This is a genomic window from Neorhizobium phenanthreniclasticum, assembly GCF_040066075.1.
Taxonomy (GTDB): Bacteria; Pseudomonadota; Alphaproteobacteria; order Rhizobiales; family Rhizobiaceae; genus Neorhizobium; species Neorhizobium petrolearium.
In genome coordinates this window covers 179,559-197,339 of the sequence record NZ_JBEAAL010000012.1, presented here as the reverse complement: position 1 = coordinate 197,339, position 17,781 = coordinate 179,559, and the positions used below count along the sequence as shown (strand labels likewise).

Here is a 17,781-nt window from a genome sequence, read left to right as displayed (position 1 = left end):
TTCCGTGAGACGGGCAGCGCCGCCGCCGGCCAGATGGGCGGGCACAAGCCGCGAGCGATCGCCGGTGAGCATCGGGCCTGGCTAATCGAGCGCTGCCGCGCGCAGGCATTCACCTTGCGCGGGCTGGGGTCAACTGATCTTCGAGGACCTGGTCAAGTTCGATTGACGAACACGACGTGCCCACCGGGTGCACCGGGATGCACGGATCGGATCGAGCGCGATCCGATCCGTGCAAAATGGAGAAATTCCAATGAGTAACGAGTAGAACATCCACACCGTGAGGACTTCTTCGCCGCGATCGGCTGCGGCGACAGGGAGGCTCTGCTGGCGGTGGTCGCCGAAGACATCGGGTGGATCATCCCTGGCGAGGACTGGCCGCGGGCCGGAACGTACCGCGGATACGTCAACAGCGAGCGCATGCTGCTGCGCGTCGAGCGTGGCAACGGCGGGCGCTGCCCCGGTCCGCAACCAGCTTCTGGGGGCCGTCCACATATGGGATCTGAACCATCACTTTGCCAGTCTCTCGCTTCTCAGTTTGAGAACAACGACGACCCCATCGGGCGACCAGTCGTATGTAATCGTCCCCCCAAGTTGACCGGATACACTTCGGTTGAGCAACTTGCTTCCATAGCCCTCAGCCTCATTTGGGGGTGCTACCGCCGGCCCGCCCCGCTCGGTCCATGTCAGCGTAACCTCGTCATTGTCGGCAGACCCTGAAAGGTCGAGCGTTCCGGTATCCACAGAGAGGGCGCCATATTTCAAGGAGTTTGTCGCCAGTTCGTGGAAGATGAGAGACAGCGCGGTTGCAGCGGCTTCCCCTACGCCCATGCGCGGCACCGCAACCCGAATACGCCCTTTAAATGCTCCAATATCTTCATAAGGCGAAAGCAGGACCGATAGGAGGTCGGCCAAAAGGGCAGCATGCCCCTGATCGCCGGGAATCGGGCGCACAAGATCATGGGCCCGACCGAGAGCCGCCAATCGCCCTGTCAGTTCTTGCGCCATCTCCTTCGCGGTTGTTGTCGATTGCGAGGTGATATTGGTAAGACCCATGGCAATGGCCAAGAGATTCTTGACGCGATGACTCATTTCGCCAGCCAGCAGCTCGTTGCCTTCTTCAGCCTGCTTGCGTCCGGTGACGTCCAGAAAAACTCCAAACATCTGTCCCTCGTGGAGGGCGGCGTCATCGCCTATGCCCCGCGCAGAGATCCACCGGATCTCGTCTCCAACTATAATTCGGAAATCGATCTCGTAGGCTCCGACAATTCCGCGTGTTGCCATGAATGCGGCACGCACCCGATCCCTGTCGGCCGGGTGGATGCGGGCTGAAAGGTCTTCGAATTTTACCTCGCCACTTTTGACAAGCCCCCATAGTTTGAATGCCTGCTCGTCCATGGCAAAACGATCGTTCGTTACTTCCCATGACCAAAGCGCCACCCCCGCCGCATGGATGGCGCGACGCAGGTTTTCGGGCTTCCAGAGCGGATGGTGAGGGTCGCTAAACGGCATAGAGGCATCTCCATGAAAAATCGTCGCTTCATTTAATACCGTAGAACCCGAAAACTATCTTTTTCTTCACGTGCGGCAAGTGGTCGTCGCCTTGATGGGAACCGAACCAATGACCACGATAGAAAAATATATTCTAAAACAAAAGCTTGAAGCCTGTTGGTTACGCTAAGGCATTGCCCCTCCATAGTTAAATAAGGCGCCAGCGAGCGATCCGGCGGCATTAGTACCTGAACTAAAACGGCGGATCAAAATCTTCAAATCGATGTCGACGAACGGAATTCCTATCCGTTTTGTAGCTCACAGCGTCAACGACATGGACTTCAAGCGACTTTGGATCAACACGTAAAGTGAAGTCGCGTGGGTCTGGATCCGACGGATCGAATACTTGCTGATACGATGGCATAGTCGGTGGGAGCTTTGCTTCAGGTTTCGGTTCAGCAGATTTTCGGGGTGTGCGTTCATATACGGAAAAGTCGGGCTCCCAACCGTCTTCAGTCGTAAAACCTTCGTTTACTTCGAACTTAGTTCCAGCAGGGAATTCCATCGGGCGAACGCGAGACGACTTATGAAAGAGCACCACATTGCATGCCTCTCCTTTCACCTGAACCGAGGGGAACAGAATTCCATCGATCTCCGGCCGTTCTATCGTTGCCAAAAAATCAGCGATAGCTTGGGTTACGAGATAACCAAGATCTTCATCATCGGGCATGACGGGAACCGTGATCCGGTTGCTCAGTTGCCTGAGAAACTCAGCTCGCTGGAGGCGATCAAGATAGGTTGGATCGAAGACGCTGCCAATCGTCATTGCATCGCGGAGTGCCGTGAGATCAAGAAGCATTACAGGCTTCGTGATGTCGAACCGCGCAACGGCGACTGTGCATCCCACCGGCGGACGAACTTCTGCCAGAGCAACCAAGGGATCGCTGGCGCCGTAAAAGACGGAGATACCGTGTGCATTCATGCGACCGGCACGGGCAACAGGCGCTGGCGGTGGGCCAAGATGGATGTCGGGCCTCGCGAGTGCCGTTTGAATATCGGCATATCGGGGAAATGACCGCGCCCGATACAAACTGGAGAGCGCGAAGCCGGGGCCGGCTTCCGCGAGAACTGAAATCTTGTCGCGGGCCTTTAGTGTGTCCAATCCCTCAAAGAGATCGACCAAATATGTCGACGCACGGCGGCTGAAGAACCGCGCCTCTGTCTTTAAAGAATGTTCAAAGTCGTCCCACTCTCTGGTCCATCGGCCGCTACCGACCGATTTGCGTTCATAGTAGCTGTCGCCGTCAAATTCCGTCTCCTCGCCCGACAGCGCCGAGTCCCAATCTCCGAACCTGTCGGCGAGGATTTCACGGATGTTACAGGCCACCTCCTGCTCAACTGAAGCAGCATTCGCGATAACGTCATCGACCGGTTCTCCTTCTCTATCCCACGAGTAATCGGACTCTTTGTCGGCTAACATAGCATATTGCATTGAGTTCGGCTGGCTCGCAGTCCGAACATAGTGCTGTTCAAAAGCCAGCGCGACGCAATCTGCCAATTCTGTGACTTTGAAGGTTGGATCCTCGCCGTCGGAGCAATAGGAGCATCCCCCTGTTTGTCCTTCACGTTTCACGCGAAGACTTAAGAACTCATTCCCAACGCAACGGAAGCAAATCCGCTTCTCTTCATCATCAACGGACATATAATCAGTTCCCGATTGAGGCACGCCCGACGCAATTCTCTCCGGCGGGTTCAGGTAGGCGATGCTCAGCTGAGAGGTTCAAGTCGCTCGCCAAAGCCCCGACGAATGTTCACGCAGTCATTGCAAAGCCGCAGCGAGGGAACGCCGGGCATAGCTTCTGCGGCGTTTGCAATTCGGTAGTCCGTCGTCGGTTCATCGCCGCAGGAAGAACAGACCATCTTGCTCTTTTCATTCGCGATCACGATACGCGCCAGTGCACCAAGACGCGGTTCGACGCGATCCACGATTGCGAACCACATTTCGGAATGCGGCTCAATCCTCTCCATATGCAGTTTAAGGTCAGCGGGATAAGTCTTTGCCAGCCAGGACCGCGCGACCTCCCGCCGAGAATGATCATTACGGACCAAAGTCTCGTAAAGCCCGATCAATAGCTGCCAAGATCGGCGAGGCGAGGCCAAATGCCGCTGGTTATAGTGCGCAAGATTTACCGCAAAGCGGATCCCGCCGCTATAGGCCTCCTTAACCGTATCGACACAATAAAGCCGGAGCTCTTGCTGGATTTCCAATCCTGTCATCGTCGCCATTCTTGCATGGTCGTAGCGCCACGGATGCGTCTCAAGCTCGTATCGCCAGAGATCTAGATATCCGGAGCGTTGCAGGACATCTGCTATGCGGCTGTCCCATTCAGGATGGTCGTTGATCACTTGGTCAAGGTCCTGAAAAGTTTCCACGCTGGCGTCAAGCGAACGGGCAAAGTCGAGGACTTGATTCTGGACCGTGTGGGTCATCGCTATAGGATTGGGACGCCGAGCCATCGCCTCGATCTCGTCTTGCGCTATAGTCTCAATCTGCAACTCCAGTTCAACGAGAAGCGGGCTGATCCGCAAATCCTCCGGCGAGCAGTAGTCTTGATCCGGCACCAACTGAATACCGACGCTCTGATACGCCCTGGCAACCAACCTGGAGCAAAATAAACGTTTTGTTCGAAGCCTCGGACCCCCGGTTACCAAGACTACTGCTTCAGCGAGAGAGTAACGCGTCCCAATTTGGGATCTCGCGTAATCGACGACCTGCGAAACGAGGTGGTCGGGCAGAGGGCTCTTCAACCGAAAGGCAAAGACATTCTCGTCATTTTCGAAAAATTCGCGTTGGACGTTTCGCGCTTGGACGCCATCCATCGTAGAGTCAATAAAAGACCCCTGCTCGACGCAGATCATAGCGTGGGAAACGAGCCCTCCTGTCATCCCTCGAATAAACTTACTTCCCTTTCCAGGCCGCGCCGTCAGGATGATGTCGCCGGGGCGAAGGCTCTCAATTGTGATCCTTTTCATAAAGGCTCCTGTTCCCGTCTAGGCGAAGCCCTTGGAAGGTTGGCTGTGGCCTGCGCCGACCTGACAGAATAGCTTCAGGCGCTGGTTGCTCTAATAGCAGCTGGTCGTCATTCTTCGACGGGTTCAGCGAACAGCGCAAACTGTTCCGTGATACGGGTGACGGGCCCTTCTGCGAAACTCATGCCGGACAACATTCCGAGATCCTTCACGACTTGAGAGAGGTGATGGGCCATATTCCATTCGCGCCACATGGACGGTGTGCCGGCATTCGAAAGGCCCTTTGCCACCCGCCAAATCATGTCATCCGCATAGGAGTACCCTTGCCCTGCAAACTCGCCGCTGTTGAGAACGCGTTCACAAACCGCCTTCATGACGTCGCCTTGTTTGCCAGTCTCTTTCCCGCGGACGACGATCGTCGATTTCTTTCCAGTGTAACGGAGGTGTCGGATAGGTGCCGCTCCTCCCCCTTTGCGCCTGAACCGGATCTCGCCGTGATCCGGGCCAAAATCTCCATAACCGATTAGGTTCGGCGCAACGGAGCATTCCTTCAATGCGGCAAGAAAAACCTCCCACTCGTGACGCGGTATTACGCACTGGCCATCGCTTTCGGCGGGGTTCTTGGATGGAAAACTAGACGCTTGGAAGATAATTCGCGCCCATTGGGCGACGGAACCGAGGGTGTCGAAGACACCGGCAACCGATCCAGAGACACCCTCCATACTCAGAGGTGCTTTTGTAAAGTCCAAGAAGAGAGCGCACTCGCTCGTCTTACAGCCAACAGCCTCTACTCCGTTCAGCAACGCATCAATGTCGATATCTTCGTACGGTAGATGAATTGCAATGCGAGGACCGGATGTTCTCAGGAACTCGCGGAATATCGGGTTGAAAAGATCCTGGACGGACGCCACTGCGGCCAGTTGCTCATTCTTCCGCTGCGCGATCCGAAACAATGATCTGAGGCCTTCATCTCCCAAAAGAGGAGCCACATATCGAGCATCCAGATACGCAGGATACAACGGCCAGTGCTTCGCGATCCTTTCCCCGGTCACAACGGCTATCTCTTCCTCGGTCAACGGCTTTCCCTTTTCGGGGTCCCTCTCCTTCGGCGGAGCGAGGATGAATCGAGGCTGAATGTGTCGCTGCACATCGCGAGCAATTCGTGCTGTTGCGATGTATTCGCCTTGCTTGAAGCGGAGAGCCGGATGGTAGGGAAGCATCATGTTTCCTTATACAGGGCCGACCAACTGTTCACGGACAGTGTTGGCGCCAATCTTGTTCGAAAATAATGCGTAGTTGTCTCTTTCTTTACGTATGCGACCGAATACTATAGCTGGATGGATTCCGATTTCTTTTGCAAATTTTTCTATCACATCGGCAGAATTCGCAATTCTCGCGGTCGATCTTCGCCATTTCTCTTCGGGTATCAGTATATTGGCAGCAAAAGAATCGGCTTCCGCTTCTTGTTCATCGGTAGATACTGACTCAAGCTGATCAAAGAAGCCAGTTGCCAGTCCTGTTCGATGGTGAAGGACCGCGTGCGCGATCTCATGAAGGAGAGTAAACCAGAAATTGTCGATCGTGTCCTTTCGGATCGTCATCCCGATAACTGGTACATTGCCTTCGAGGAATGCGGCTCCATCAATCGCGAGGCCCGGTATCTGAGGCTCCGCAATAAGCAAGATCCCATTTTCTCTGAGTGCCTCCCGCGCTCGTATTGGCCCATCGGAAAAGGCACTCAGCCGAACTAATTCGGACAACCAGTTGATCTCGAGAGGGTCGAAGGTCGCTGGCTGTAGAGATAGCTCTTCACGAGCGCGAGTTGCAACGCGCGCCCTCCACGCATGCAGAAGGACATCCTCACTATGATCTGTCACGTTTAGACCAGTTCGCAGCAATGATGGGCTTCCGAATTCGATCCGATTCTCCGCGATATATTGCCGAAGCTGTGCTTCGCTCATCTCAGCTGCAAACCAACCACGTGAACGACCATGTTTGAGGATCTTTCGAATATCCTCGCGGGTCACGTCAGCGATAACTGCGTCTAGGCCACGGAAGCTGGGGTTTTCCGTTATCGTAGCTGTCATCTGCACACCGAGGAGTGCAGCCACTCGCGCGTAGTTTTTCAGGCTGATCGAGCTGTATCGATCCGCCTCGTACCGCTGTATTTGCTGCTCTTTCACCCCTAGTCGCCATGCAAGGTCCTTTTGAGAATAGCCCTTGGCGATCCGCGCGACGATGAGCGTCACGCCAGGATCCGTGCCAGACTGCTTCAGGAGAGAGGACGCATCGCCGCCGCCTTTCGCGTTCTCAAAAGCCTCAATCGCTGACAGCAGACGGACTCTCTCCGACTTCATCATCTTCGTGACCTGCGTCACGACTTCGGGTGGTAGATTCGATACGAGCTGGGTTATGCCGCTCTCAGAGGAAAGCGCATCAGCTAATTTCGCTACGCGCGCCTTGGCATCTCGCAGCTCTTTTTCGTTTAGGACGATTCCATTCATAAGGCGCGATGTAGACAACTTTTTTGTTGTGGTCAAGGGCACATCAAATTTGTTGTGTTGATTAAGGTGAGTGATAGTCTTGTTGTGCAATCTCCAGGAGGAAAATGTGGAAGAAGACGGACAGGAAGACATTTCACAGACAAGCGAGCCGAACCTTCTCGAAATTGTGCCAGAGGTGCCCAAGCGCGCGCTCGAGATCTTCGCGCGGTTATGGCAGCTCGAGACATGGTTGCGGCGAATGGTATACGTCGAGCTGCGAGCACTGAAAGGTGATGACTGGGCTCAAGACCTACCTCCGCTGTCGAAGTCTTTCGATGCAGACAAAGCGCTAAGGCACATGCCGACGCCCGAGATGAACGTTCTAAGCTATTCCACACTGACAAAACTTATGGAAGCGATTGGGAAGCACTGGACGTGCTTCGAGTGCTACTTTCCTCCGAAAGACATTCTTGATGCAAAATTAAAAGAGGTTTTTCAGATCAGGAACCGGGTCGCCCATTTTCGGCTAGGACACAGCGACGACCTACCCCGCCTTCTCCAATTCTTGAGAGACGTCGATCTCGGGTTTTGGAATTTCTGCACAAGTTACAATGACGCGCGGCCAATCCTTCCTCAATCACGAGATAAGGTCACAGAGCATTTACTTCCTATGGATCCTCTCCCATGGGGCGAAATTCGTCCGCATGAGTGGGCGCAGGTCGGTTTCGTTGATAAGTCACTCGTGATCGGCGTTACTGTTAATGTGCAACGGCGGCCCTGGGTGGAATGGTCACACGTCGATGGCGAACCGGGGTTTCTCTATGACGTGAGGCTGCATGCCCAGGATGGGCGACAGTTCAACTACAAAAGGCTCCTTGAGGATACAAAGGCTGTTCACCCCCATATCGTTCACATCCTGCTGGACACACTCGGAAACTCCGTACGTCTCACCATCCCCGCGAAAGTCGGATCACAGAAAGTCATCGAGCTGGTAGAGCGGTTTGTCGAGGTTGGCCGATACAATGTTTCCCGCCAGATTGCTCCCTCGGCGAGGTCAGCTGAAAAGATCGCAACTGAATGGCCCGAATATGTTGTGGGGCCGAAAAACCCACTCTCCTTTCTAGACCCGGACATGCCGTGCTCTTTTTTTAATGTATAGCGACCTAGTTGAATCCTCGCCGGTTGATCCCTGCCTCCATTCGCAAAAGCGAGTTTGCTTCCAAGGGAAATGCGCTCTCTGGTAGCAGAATCGTGGTGGACTTCTCACGGTTAAATGCTAAACGACAGCGCCATTTCGACCAGAGCGGATTAACGGTGTCCCCAATATCAAAATCCATGGCAACCATTCACTCAGTCAACCGCTTCGCCGAGCCAAAGACAATCTCCATCCTTTACATGCACCCGGAATAACGCTGTCATGCGTTGCTATGGGGAGAATCAATGTATTTGGCAAATTTGAAAGTCTCGAACTTTCGCAAACTTTCGAGCGTGTCTCTCGACTTCAACGAGGGGCTTAATATCATTGTCGGCCCCAACAACGTCGGCAAGTCGGCGGTCGTTGACGCGCTGCGGTCGTTGCTGGCCGGCGCGGACGATCCATATCCCCGACTCACAGTCGACGACATCCACATTCCTAAGGGTGGTAAAAGCCATGGCAGCATACTGTTTTCATTCACCTTTAGGGGCTTGACGCTTGACGATGAGGCCGATTTTCTACCGGCGTTGAGGATTGGAGCGGACAAAAAGCTCGAGGCCGTTATATCGGTCCAATATAGTGACCCAGACAAATCGGGGCGCCTCAAAGCAAAGCGGTGGTGCGGGGAGCATGAAGAAACATCGCTGACATCAGATATTCTGGAAAACCTGCGCAGTGTATATCTTCAGCCTCTACGGGATGCGGGGCAATTACTAAAACCAGGGCGGTCGAGCCAGCTAGCGCGCCTCTTTCATTTGCTTACAGATGACGATGGTCGACAGCAAATCAATGACGCGTTGACCAAACTCGACACTGACCTGAAGAAACAGGGCCCGCTCCTCGATACGCACAAAGCAATTTCGACCCGCCATGAAAATATGATTGGCGCGCAGTTGAGACAGGCCCTAGAACTGGGGCTTTCAGGGACCGACTTCCAAAGACTGGCTGCCCGCTTGTCGCTCCTGGTAGATACATTTGAAATCGAACAGAATGGGCTCGGTTTTAACAACCTGATTTTCATGGCGGTTGTACTGAGCGAAATGGCAATGAACCCTGATGCCGCATTTCGTGGCCTTATCGTTGAAGAGCCTGAGGCTCACTTGCACCCGCAGCTTCAAACCGTACTTCTCAAGTACCTCTCTGACATCAAAGCGACCGAAACCGACAAGCCCGTGCAGGTTTTTGTCACCAGCCATTCCCCAAATTTTGCAAGTATCGCGCCCTTAGATACTATCACCTGCCTGGTCGAAACTGGGGGCGCTGTGCAATCCTTTGCTCCTCGAACGATAACTTTCGAGAAAGGGAAAAAGGAAAAACTTGCTCGATATCTCGATGTCACTCGCGCCGAATTGTTCTTCGCCAGAAGAATTATCTTTGTCGAGGGGGCAGCTGAGCTGCTGATGGTGACTACACTCGCCGAAAGCGCCGGATATGACCTACGCCAATACGGTGTGAGCGTCATCAGCGTCGAAGGGTTAAACTTCGATTCGTTTCTTCCACTTTTCGGAGAGAAGGCACTTGGCGTCAGGGTCGCTGTCATAACGGACGCAGATCCGGAGAAAATCGTCGTCGCCGACGGCGAACCAGTCGCTCACTACCCGGCGTTAGATGAAGTCATCACTGTTTCTGACAACACAGCAAAGATGAAGAAAAGTGACGACAGCTTCGTCAAGATATTCCACGGTGTGAAGACGTTTGAATACGATCTTGCATTGCTTGAAGACAACCGGCCAACGATGATCGACGCGCTCAAGGAAATTCATCCTAAAATAGCAGCGGCTTTGCAGGCTGAACTTGCATCCAAAACCACCGATCAGGAAAAGGCGACAGCTCTATTCCGTGGAATGTTTGAGCGAGCAGAAGGGAACGTACAGAAGGGGAAATTCGGCCAAGCGCTAGCATCGAAGATATCTGATGAAAAGAAAAGCGTCAAAGTTCCGGATTATATTATTGGTGCGATTAAGCATGTGTGCGGAAATGAGACAACGCAATGACCAGTATCTCTCCGCAGCAACAGCTTGTCGTTGATCGACCTAGCGGTCGCCTTTGCGTAATTGCCTGCGCGGGCAGCGGTAAAACACGCACCGTCGTGCATCGGGTGGCCAAACTTCAAGAAATGCTGGGCGGCGAGCGCGGGAGAATAGCGCTTCTTTCCTTCTCCAACGTGGCGGTCGATACATTTCGGCATGACTACCGCGCGATCCAGCAAAAATCATTATTGGCGGCCCAAAATCAGAGCCGCGTTGAAATCGCCACCTTTGACAGCTTCTTCACCACGAATGTGCTGAGACCGCACGGGCATCACCCGATGGGCTGCAAAACAGCACCCTTCCTTGTGCACGGTAGTGAACCCTTCATGGGAGGCTTCACAATCAACCTCGGCAAGTTTCCCCAGAGCGCACAAACGATCTCGGCATCATTCGAAGGCGGGAAGTGGGAATTCTTTAGCGTATTCAAGAATAGCAAAACAAAGATAGACACCAAACTTGCCACTGCCCTGATCAGCAGGCTTGGAAAAGTCGGCGCCTATACGCACGAGTTCGGCCGGTATTGGTGCTACAAAGTTCTGACCGAGCAACCCCACATCCTAAGGGCGCTTGCACGCCGGTACCCTCAGATCGTTGTCGATGAAGCTCAAGATATCGGGCCTTCGCACGGAGTGCTCCTGGATATCCTCGCCGCCGCTGGATCTACGATCACATTGGTCGGCGATGTGAACCAGGGAATTTTCGAGTTCAATGGAGCGGACGGCCGATTCCTTGCGAACTATCACCTACAAAAAGATACCGACGCTCAGGAACTTACTATCAATTTTCGTTCCGTCCCCGATATTTTGAGTGTTGCAAACTCGATCGCCGGTAGAGATGACAAGCCAGATCGGGATTCTCCCTCTCTACTGAATGGTGCGTTTTTCACGACATTTCGGCAGGATAAGCGCGAGGATCTTTTAAATCTCCTCGGCAATATGCTGAAGGCTGCCGGCATTTCGCCGGAAAATTCGGTTGTCCTATGTCGCGGTAACGAGTGGGTCAATCACTGGAGAGGGGCTGAACCCGACCAGGGTCGCGGCTCGGCGAAATACTTTGCGCAAGCTGCAGTGCTGCGAGACCGTGTTGGAAATTTTGACGCCGCCTTCAGCATGCTCATTCGAGCCGTATTAGGCCTTCTCGACAAGCCCCCTGCAGATCTCGCTGCGCAACTACGAAGGCCAGGAGCAGATCAGAAAGTACGTTCGATGAGGCGGATCCTTTGGAAATTTCTCCGCGACGAAACAATTGGCCTACCCGCAGCTTCTTTGCCCGCATCTACCCAATGGCAGCCTTTACTGCTCACTCGGGCCAAGGAGATGCTCAAACAACTAGCGGCGATTTCAGGAATTACTGCCGCGACAAATATCAGCAGCCGGCTATCTAAGGCCGGACTTTCTACGTCCCCCTTAGCAGAGCAACAATCAACGTCCCTGGATACGGCAGTTCAGTACAAAGTTGATACCGTTCATGGGGTCAAGGGAGAGAGCATCGACGCAGTGATGTATGTCGCGAGTAAAGATCATGCGCGGGAGCTCATAGCCGGTCCGAAGACAGAAGTTGGACGTATTGGTTACGTTGCGCTGACACGCGCCCGCAACTTGTTTCTTCTCGCAATCCCCGAAGCGGCGGAAAAGGATCTTGCGGCCTCGCTGGAAACCCATGGCGTAAAGCGCTATGCCTCCGCAAGCTCCACCGCGGCCGCCGTGAGAGAGCCGTCGGGTGGCATAGAAGTCGCAGCAACGGCGAGCCCGTCCGATGTCGATAGACGCGGGGCAACGGTGGACACGGATTGCCGCAATACAGCGGTCCAAGCGGCCCACTCGTCTCAGCAGCTTATCGGCGCTATCTCTCTTCCGATCATCTCGGAAGCGACGGCCGAGAGACATCTACCCGTACAAGGCTCGGTGGAACTCCCCGCCAAAACTTGGAATCCACCGGAGAAAGGGGACTGGTACGCCAGCTTTTCTGAGCTTTCAACGCAGGAAATTGAGAATGTGGACTATCAGATCTCTGTCTTGAACAGGGATTCCATGGTCGCCGTGATCGCCCCCCATGGCGGTTATATTGAGCCCGGTACATCGGAATTAGCTCGAGCAATAGCCGGAGAGGACCTCTCTAGCTACGTATTCTCAGGCCTACGGCCTGGTCGCCACCATCGTGAGCTGCATATCACCTCAACCAATTTCGATGAAAAGGGATGTCTGGAACTTCTTTCTCACACGCACACAGCGCTCGGAATTCACGGACGCTCGGACGACGACGAGCCTGAAACAATCTTCCTTGGAGGTAGAGACCTCGCATTGAGATCCCAGATTGAAGCCGAACTTGAAAGAGCCGGCTTCAGGTCCAAGAGCAATGTGCATCGGCTGCCCGGTGTGGAACCAGGAAATATTTGCAATCGCGGTACCTCGTCGGCTGGCGTTCAATTGGAGATTCCGCGCAGTCTGAGAGATCGTCTCATGGCTGATGGCCGTCTGATGGCAGCGTTCGTTGAAAGCGTGCGCCAAGCTCTACTTCTGAACAAGGAGCGGTAAATTGACGGATGACGGGAACTTTCTTGCGCGCAAGTTGGTACTCACCGTGCAGGGCAAGCAGTGGATCACTCAGTTTGACGACATAGACCAGGGTGCCGCAATACTGCTGGCGAACTCGTTGACGCTTATCTCTCACACTGAGTTCAGAAGAGAGCTTGAGAAGCTGGTTTTAGACGCTGCAGCAGACCTCGACGGACCAGTCGCCCTTTTTGCAGTGCGCGAACTTCCAAAATCTGCTCCGGAAGAAAAGTGGATGATGCCGCAAGTGTTGCCGTTCTATAGCTGTACAAGCAGGAGCGAGGATGGCCGAAGCATTAATTCAGTCGGCGCGACGTCGGATCTCGGCAGTGAAGCAATCGTTGCGCACATGATCCGCCAGCTTGCGAGAGGAAATCCGGCAAAGTTCATCAATCATCCTACCCTCAACGAAATGCGCGACCGTGGGTGTAGAGCGATTTTTGTAGTTGATGATTATGTAGGTTCCGGAGGTCGGGCCCGGTCGTTCTTGGAGAGCCTTTGGCTCGAGCCAACGTTGAAGTCTTGGTGGTCAACGAAGCTCATCAGCTTCCACGTCCTTGCCTACTCGGTAACCGATCAAGGAACACGATCTGTGCGACGCCTCAAGTGTTCGCCTGAAATCTCGATGCATCGCGAGGCAACGTCATTTGAGACGTTGCCTCTAAGCCTCGAGAAAAAGGAGCTGATTAGAAAGCTTTGCAGGGACTATGGAGCGCGGGTGTTCAAGCGTCGCAAGAACATGTGGTACGGATACAAGCAGGGGATGTGCTCCATAATCTTCGAGCACGGATGCCCAAACAACACCCCCGCGATACTTTGGGATATGAAAGACGGAACGCCGAACTGGACGGGCTTATTCCCGCACCGAGCTATCAGCGGCGAGATCGCATCGGTATTCCCAGCCGAGATCGCCCGCGGCGACTCTGTCGCCACGTTGATGAACATGGGTCAAACCAAACTCGCAAAATCCGGGGCTCTGTCGCGAACTGGTGAGACCGGCAAGGTAATCCTGGTTGTCCTCGCGCTCATCGCCAAAGGCCATCGGAAACGAGCAACGATTTGCTTTGCTACCGGTCTGAACAGCAAAGACTGCGAGAGGATTATCGAACGGTGCATAAAGTGGAAATTTCTGACGCCACAGCGGCGGTTGACACCGCAAGGTTTGGCAGAGCTCGATGCTGCCCGGAAATTCCGAGCACAAAGTGAAACTTCCGTTGATCCGGGCTCTGATTATTACTACCCTCAGCAGCTGAGACCGACCACATGTTGATTAGTGTTAGCAAGCAACGTCAGTTGCTTACGGTTGCCGCGAGGCAATCGTCGGGGCAAGGATTTCCTGTACCTCGTGACAAAGCTCAAGCTTGGCTGGAGACGAAGCACTCTGCAAGTCTCCTGCGTGCGCCTTGGGCAGCAGAGCGCTTCGTCGCCTGCGGCGACGCATCGGAGTAACAGCATGTGGTCGTCTCACCGGTACAGGCTAGAAGCGCGTGAAAAGCTGCTCTCCGAGCAGGTCATTCAAGCTGCCATATCGCAGTCCGAAAGGCTCCTAACCGCCGATCCTGCCCTTCCCCCTATCCTATCGCTGAACCATTTGTCGGTCCGCTGCGGCATACCTTATTCGGATTTGCGGGAATTCGTCTCACGACGGTCGATAGACAAAAATGAGCCATCGATGCCGTACCAGAATTTCTCAATACGAAAGCGTTCAGGAGGTCGCCGCTTCATCCATGTTCCGAACCGGCAGCTGATGGCTGTTCAGCGCTGGATCAACAGCCATATTCTGCAAGATGTGAAGCCCCATTCCGCGAGCCATGCTTTCTCGCGAAAAAGCTCGATCAAAAAATGTGCCCAGGTCCATTGCGGAAGTGCTTGGCTAGTCAAACTCGACATTTCCGACTTCTTTGAATCGGTTTCAGAGATACAGGTATTCCGCGCGTTCCATAGCATGGGATACGCGCCTCTCGTGGCATTCGAGCTCGCTCGAATTTGCACTATAAGGACGCCGACCCACAGTCCGCGCCAGCATTTCAAGCAATGGCTGGTCAAAAAGGCCAACAACACAATCTACGCCTACAACGATCGATATTTAGGGTATTTGCCGCAGGGCGCGCCGACCAGCCCTCTTCTGGCCAACCTCGTAATGCGTCAGTGCGACAAAGAGCTGTCGGAGATCGCAGCGAAATTTGGTATGAAGTATACCCGTTACAGCGATGACCTGACTTTTTCTTCCCACGACCCTGATCACGGTAGGGATGCATGTCGGAAACTGATATTCGAAGCTTACTCTGTTCTGTCCCGCGCGGGATATCGGCCGAATGCCAGAAAGAGCACGATTGTGCCGCCGTCGGCAAGAAAGTTGGTCCTGGGTCTAACGGTTGATGGCGCGGAGCCCGGACTGACGAAAGAGTTCAAAGATCGAATTCGCCAACACCTGTACTTCTTGGAAAAGCTTGGGCCAGTCGATCATGCGTTTAACCGAAAGTTCGATTCCATCTGGGGTATGAAAGCTCACATCAAGGGCCTTATAGATTTTGCCAAAATGATCGAACCGAAATACGCGGCACTTTGCAGAGAGCGGTTCCAAAAGATCGATTGGCCCGTCTAGTTGCGTCGTTTGAACCGCGTCCGACGTCCAATGCTCGCTGAACGAACGTCTATTAGAGAATTGCGGCGTCAATCGAGTTCCAAATGAGGCTCGCCCAAGCACCCGGCTTAGGAACCCTTCAATTTCCGAACCACATCAATTATCGGAGATGGCACGCCCAGATCAATCTGATTCACGGGAGTTCTGTGTTTCATCGCGAGGGAGCAGAGCCCCTGATCGCTGTCCCGGAAAAATAGAAGACGCTCTTTGTGTTTCGCCTGGTACCGATTTGCAAGCTTCGCCCGTTGTCGCTCAAGCTTTGCCCTCTTCCACGCCCCGTCGCGGCGCCAATCAAGCCGGAGAATTACGCCCGGGCTGAGGGGAAATGGTATAACTGCGTAGGGATTGCCCAACCCAAAACCGTACCCCGGTAGATCTGGTGGGCCGCCGCCCTTCACCCAAAAGACGGGGTTGTCACTTGTGACCAGCTGCTGGTTCTCACTGATTTCATAGCTCCAGTTCATTTGCGACATGAGATTCATCAAGCCCTCAACCTGTTGAAATGCCAAGAGCCCGGCCCGCCGATCAACGTCCATTGTGAACATGTCATTGCTGTGCAATATTTTCTGAATGGCGCGATCTACGGTCGAAACTTCGCCCAGCGCCTCCTTTTCTCGAAAATCGCGGTCCATTTCATGTCTACCGGCCCACAAAGCCATCTGACCCATAGTTTGGGCGACCTGTCGGAGCTGCGCCGGACTTCGTGCGAACATGGTGGCCAGAAACGCCGCGAAATCTAGCTTTGCAATCGTATCGAGAGGCTTGAAGGCCAAAAGCTCAGGATAGACGCCCGCAGCTTGCGATTCGATCGTCGCAAGTGTGTCCTCGATCAAATCGATCCGGGCTCCATCTTCGCCTGTCGGGGTGTAGATGTTGGTCTCGTACGCAGTCTTTTCTGGCGTCGACTTACGTGCGGTTCCGGTTACGCAGTCGTGGGTCCAAAGCTCGCCATCGGGCTGAGTGAAGTGCCTCAGATAAAAGCGGGGCACCACATGCTGTCGTTTTGTACGTTCACTCATGCCTTCACCAGACCTCTCGAAAGACGAGCTGCATTATATGATTCCCCATGCCCGAAACCTCCCCCTGCCCGTCATCTCGCGAAGACCGAGCTCCTGCACGATGCGCCTCGCTCCTTGAGGCGTGACCTCAAGCATCTTCGCCACCATCCCGGCCGAGATCAACGGCCGCGCCATGACCAACTCGACCAGCTCCGGCAGCCTGGACGACGTTCGCCGTCCCTCCAGCTTGCGCATCATCATCTCCCGCGCCAGCACCAACCGGTCATGCTCCTTGAGCCCCGTCTCGGCGGAGATTGTCAGCGCCCTTGCTATCGCCAGCAAACGTGTCTCGCGATCACGATGCCGGCGCCGGTCAACGGGAATGGCCTTCAGCCCGAGATTGATCGCCACGAGATGAGTGCCGGTGGTCACAGCGCCTTCGCGCAGGATCGAGGAGGCCAGCAGCCGGCCGAGCCAGGGTGCGTGCTGGAGGACGGAGATCTCATTCCACGCATCGAGGGCGACGATCGTCTGAAGGACCGGTGGCAGATCCTGGGCGCGAGCCAGCACGGCCCGCCAATCCTCCAGCCGCTCGTCCTCATCCCAGTCGAGATCATAGACGAACGGATCCTTGTCCGGAGCATTTTCAACACGGCCCGGCTTCTTCGCCTCTTCAATAGCCGCCTCCGAGCGGGCAATTACCGCATCGATCGCGGCAAACGCGTCACCCAGACCGTCTTCAACTTCATCCTCCACCTCCCCCACCCCAGCCGGAGCACCGGTCGGCTCGACATTCCCATCCGGCACCCCCTCCCCGTCCTCACCCCATGATGCCGCGGGCCACGCCCGCCCGCGGAGGGAGGCGAGGCCGGGGGCCGACAGCGCCCAGCCAGGTGGATGGGCGGCGATGCGTCGGCGGGTTTTCAGGATGTCGCGGGCGATGGTGAGTTCATGGGTGGGAGCGCGGATGTCCCGGAGGGCGTCATGCAGGACGAGATCCTCGAGATGGACGAGTTCGCCATCGACCCAGAGCGAGGCGTGCGCGTCGAGGAAATGCGAGCGCTCGAGAAAGCCCTCACCGACGGGAGAGCGGGCGATGCGCTCGTCAAGCCGGGCAAGCGCGACCGCAGCCTCGGAGATCGGCCGCAGCAGGCTCTGGATAGGCAATTTTGCGAGATCGTAAGACATTGAATTTATGGTAAATGATTCGTTAAGCGAAAGCTATATGCACATTACGGTTCCGTACTTCTCGTAAATGTGCCCGCGGTTGCTCACCATCGATAAGTACCCCTTATCGTATGTTAGAAGATCTACCGATTGACCAACTGCCGCAGCCGCCTTATCCTCGGCGAAAATCACCC

At 54.6% G+C, this 17,781-nt stretch carries 12 protein-coding genes and 2 pseudogenes; 7 read left to right on the top strand and 7 right to left on the bottom strand.

Features of this window, described 5'->3' with window-relative positions; all coding sequences use genetic code 11:
- Together ABK249_RS17580 and ABK249_RS17575 are read left to right on the top strand one after the other, a co-directional pair.
- Positions 1-126 (top strand): annotated as a pseudogene (locus ABK249_RS17580) (IS630 family transposase); the annotation flags it as partial.
- Positions 127-297: 171 nt separating this feature from the next.
- A pseudogene (locus ABK249_RS17575) lies at positions 298-423 on the top strand (nuclear transport factor 2 family protein); the annotation flags it as partial.
- A gap of 84 nt (positions 424-507) precedes the next feature.
- Here ABK249_RS17575 and ABK249_RS17570 read toward each other — a convergent pair.
- From ABK249_RS17570 to ABK249_RS17550, 5 genes are all read right to left on the bottom strand, one after another.
- Complete coding sequence (locus ABK249_RS17570) at positions 508-1,509, bottom strand: sensor histidine kinase (protein WP_227705444.1); 1,002 nt, start codon at positions 1,507-1,509, stop codon at positions 508-510.
- Positions 1,510-1,741: 232 nt separating this feature from the next.
- Positions 1,742-3,190: an RES family NAD+ phosphorylase gene (locus ABK249_RS17565; protein WP_348863496.1), complete on the bottom strand. Its 1,449-nt coding sequence runs from the start codon at positions 3,188-3,190 to the stop codon at positions 1,742-1,744.
- A gap of 65 nt (positions 3,191-3,255) precedes the next feature.
- Positions 3,256-4,521, bottom strand: coding sequence for a YiiX/YebB-like N1pC/P60 family cysteine hydrolase (locus tag ABK249_RS17560; RefSeq protein WP_348863494.1), 1,266 nt, complete (start codon positions 4,519-4,521; stop codon positions 3,256-3,258).
- A 107-nt stretch (positions 4,522-4,628) separates the two neighbouring features.
- On the bottom strand, positions 4,629-5,741 hold the full coding sequence (locus tag ABK249_RS17555) for a beta family protein (protein WP_348863493.1): 1,113 nt from the start codon (positions 5,739-5,741) through the stop codon (positions 4,629-4,631).
- Positions 5,742-5,747: 6 nt separating this feature from the next.
- A complete protein-coding gene (locus ABK249_RS17550) occupies positions 5,748-7,058 on the bottom strand; it encodes an XRE family transcriptional regulator (protein ID WP_348863492.1) in 1,311 nt (436 codons plus the stop codon).
- Positions 7,059-7,128: 70 nt separating this feature from the next.
- On the opposite strand from ABK249_RS17550, the gene ABK249_RS17545 reads away from it, so the two are divergent.
- From ABK249_RS17545 to ABK249_RS17525, 5 genes are all read left to right on the top strand, one after another.
- A complete protein-coding gene (locus tag ABK249_RS17545) occupies positions 7,129-8,160 on the top strand; it encodes a hypothetical protein (protein ID WP_348863491.1) in 1,032 nt (343 codons plus the stop codon).
- Between the two features lie 281 nt (positions 8,161-8,441).
- A complete protein-coding gene (locus ABK249_RS17540) occupies positions 8,442-10,190 on the top strand; it encodes an ATP-dependent nuclease (RefSeq protein WP_348863490.1) in 1,749 nt (582 codons plus the stop codon).
- On the top strand, positions 10,187-12,760 hold the full coding sequence (locus ABK249_RS17535) for a poly-gamma-glutamate hydrolase family protein (protein ID WP_348863489.1): 2,574 nt from the start codon (positions 10,187-10,189) through the stop codon (positions 12,758-12,760). Before ABK249_RS17540 ends, ABK249_RS17535 begins: the two co-directional genes overlap by 4 nt.
- Before the next feature lies 1 nt (position 12,761).
- Positions 12,762-14,048 (top strand): phosphoribosyltransferase-like protein, encoded by a 1,287-nt coding sequence (locus ABK249_RS17530; RefSeq protein ID WP_348863488.1) that lies wholly within the window; start codon positions 12,762-12,764, stop codon positions 14,046-14,048.
- A 183-nt stretch (positions 14,049-14,231) separates the two neighbouring features.
- The gene (locus tag ABK249_RS17525; RefSeq protein WP_348863487.1) at positions 14,232-15,383 is read left to right on the top strand and encodes a reverse transcriptase family protein; all 1,152 of its coding nucleotides are present in this window, start codon (positions 14,232-14,234) and stop codon (positions 15,381-15,383) included.
- 107 nt (positions 15,384-15,490) lie between these two features.
- On the opposite strand, the gene ABK249_RS17520 is transcribed toward ABK249_RS17525, so the two are convergent.
- Together ABK249_RS17520 and ABK249_RS17515 are read right to left on the bottom strand one after the other, a co-directional pair.
- Positions 15,491-16,441, bottom strand: coding sequence for a DUF4238 domain-containing protein (locus ABK249_RS17520; RefSeq protein WP_348863486.1), 951 nt, complete (start codon positions 16,439-16,441; stop codon positions 15,491-15,493).
- A 33-nt stretch (positions 16,442-16,474) separates the two neighbouring features.
- Positions 16,475-17,608 carry an RHE_PE00001 family protein gene (locus ABK249_RS17515; RefSeq protein ID WP_348863485.1) on the bottom strand — a complete coding sequence of 378 codons (1,134 nt, stop codon included), beginning with the start codon at positions 17,606-17,608 and terminating at the stop codon, positions 16,475-16,477.
- Positions 17,609-17,781 lie beyond the last annotated feature (173 nt).

Coding starts and splice junctions, on each gene's coding strand:
- ABK249_RS17565 (WP_348863496.1), bottom strand. CDS start 3,190: ATGTCCGTTGATGATGAAGAGAAGCGGATTTGCTTCCGTTGCGTTGGG.
- ABK249_RS17570 (WP_227705444.1), bottom strand. CDS start 1,509: ATGCCGTTTAGCGACCCTCACCATCCGCTCTGGAAGCCCGAAAACCTG.
- ABK249_RS17535 (WP_348863489.1), top strand. CDS start 10,187: ATGACCAGTATCTCTCCGCAGCAACAGCTTGTCGTTGATCGACCTAGC.
- ABK249_RS17555 (WP_348863493.1), bottom strand. CDS start 5,741: ATGATGCTTCCCTACCATCCGGCTCTCCGCTTCAAGCAAGGCGAATAC.
- ABK249_RS17520 (WP_348863486.1), bottom strand. CDS start 16,441: ATGAGTGAACGTACAAAACGACAGCATGTGGTGCCCCGCTTTTATCTG.
- ABK249_RS17525 (WP_348863487.1), top strand. CDS start 14,232: ATGTGGTCGTCTCACCGGTACAGGCTAGAAGCGCGTGAAAAGCTGCTC.
- ABK249_RS17560 (WP_348863494.1), bottom strand. CDS start 4,521: ATGAAAAGGATCACAATTGAGAGCCTTCGCCCCGGCGACATCATCCTG.
- ABK249_RS17540 (WP_348863490.1), top strand. CDS start 8,442: ATGTATTTGGCAAATTTGAAAGTCTCGAACTTTCGCAAACTTTCGAGC.
- ABK249_RS17515 (WP_348863485.1), bottom strand. CDS start 17,608: ATGTCTTACGATCTCGCAAAATTGCCTATCCAGAGCCTGCTGCGGCCG.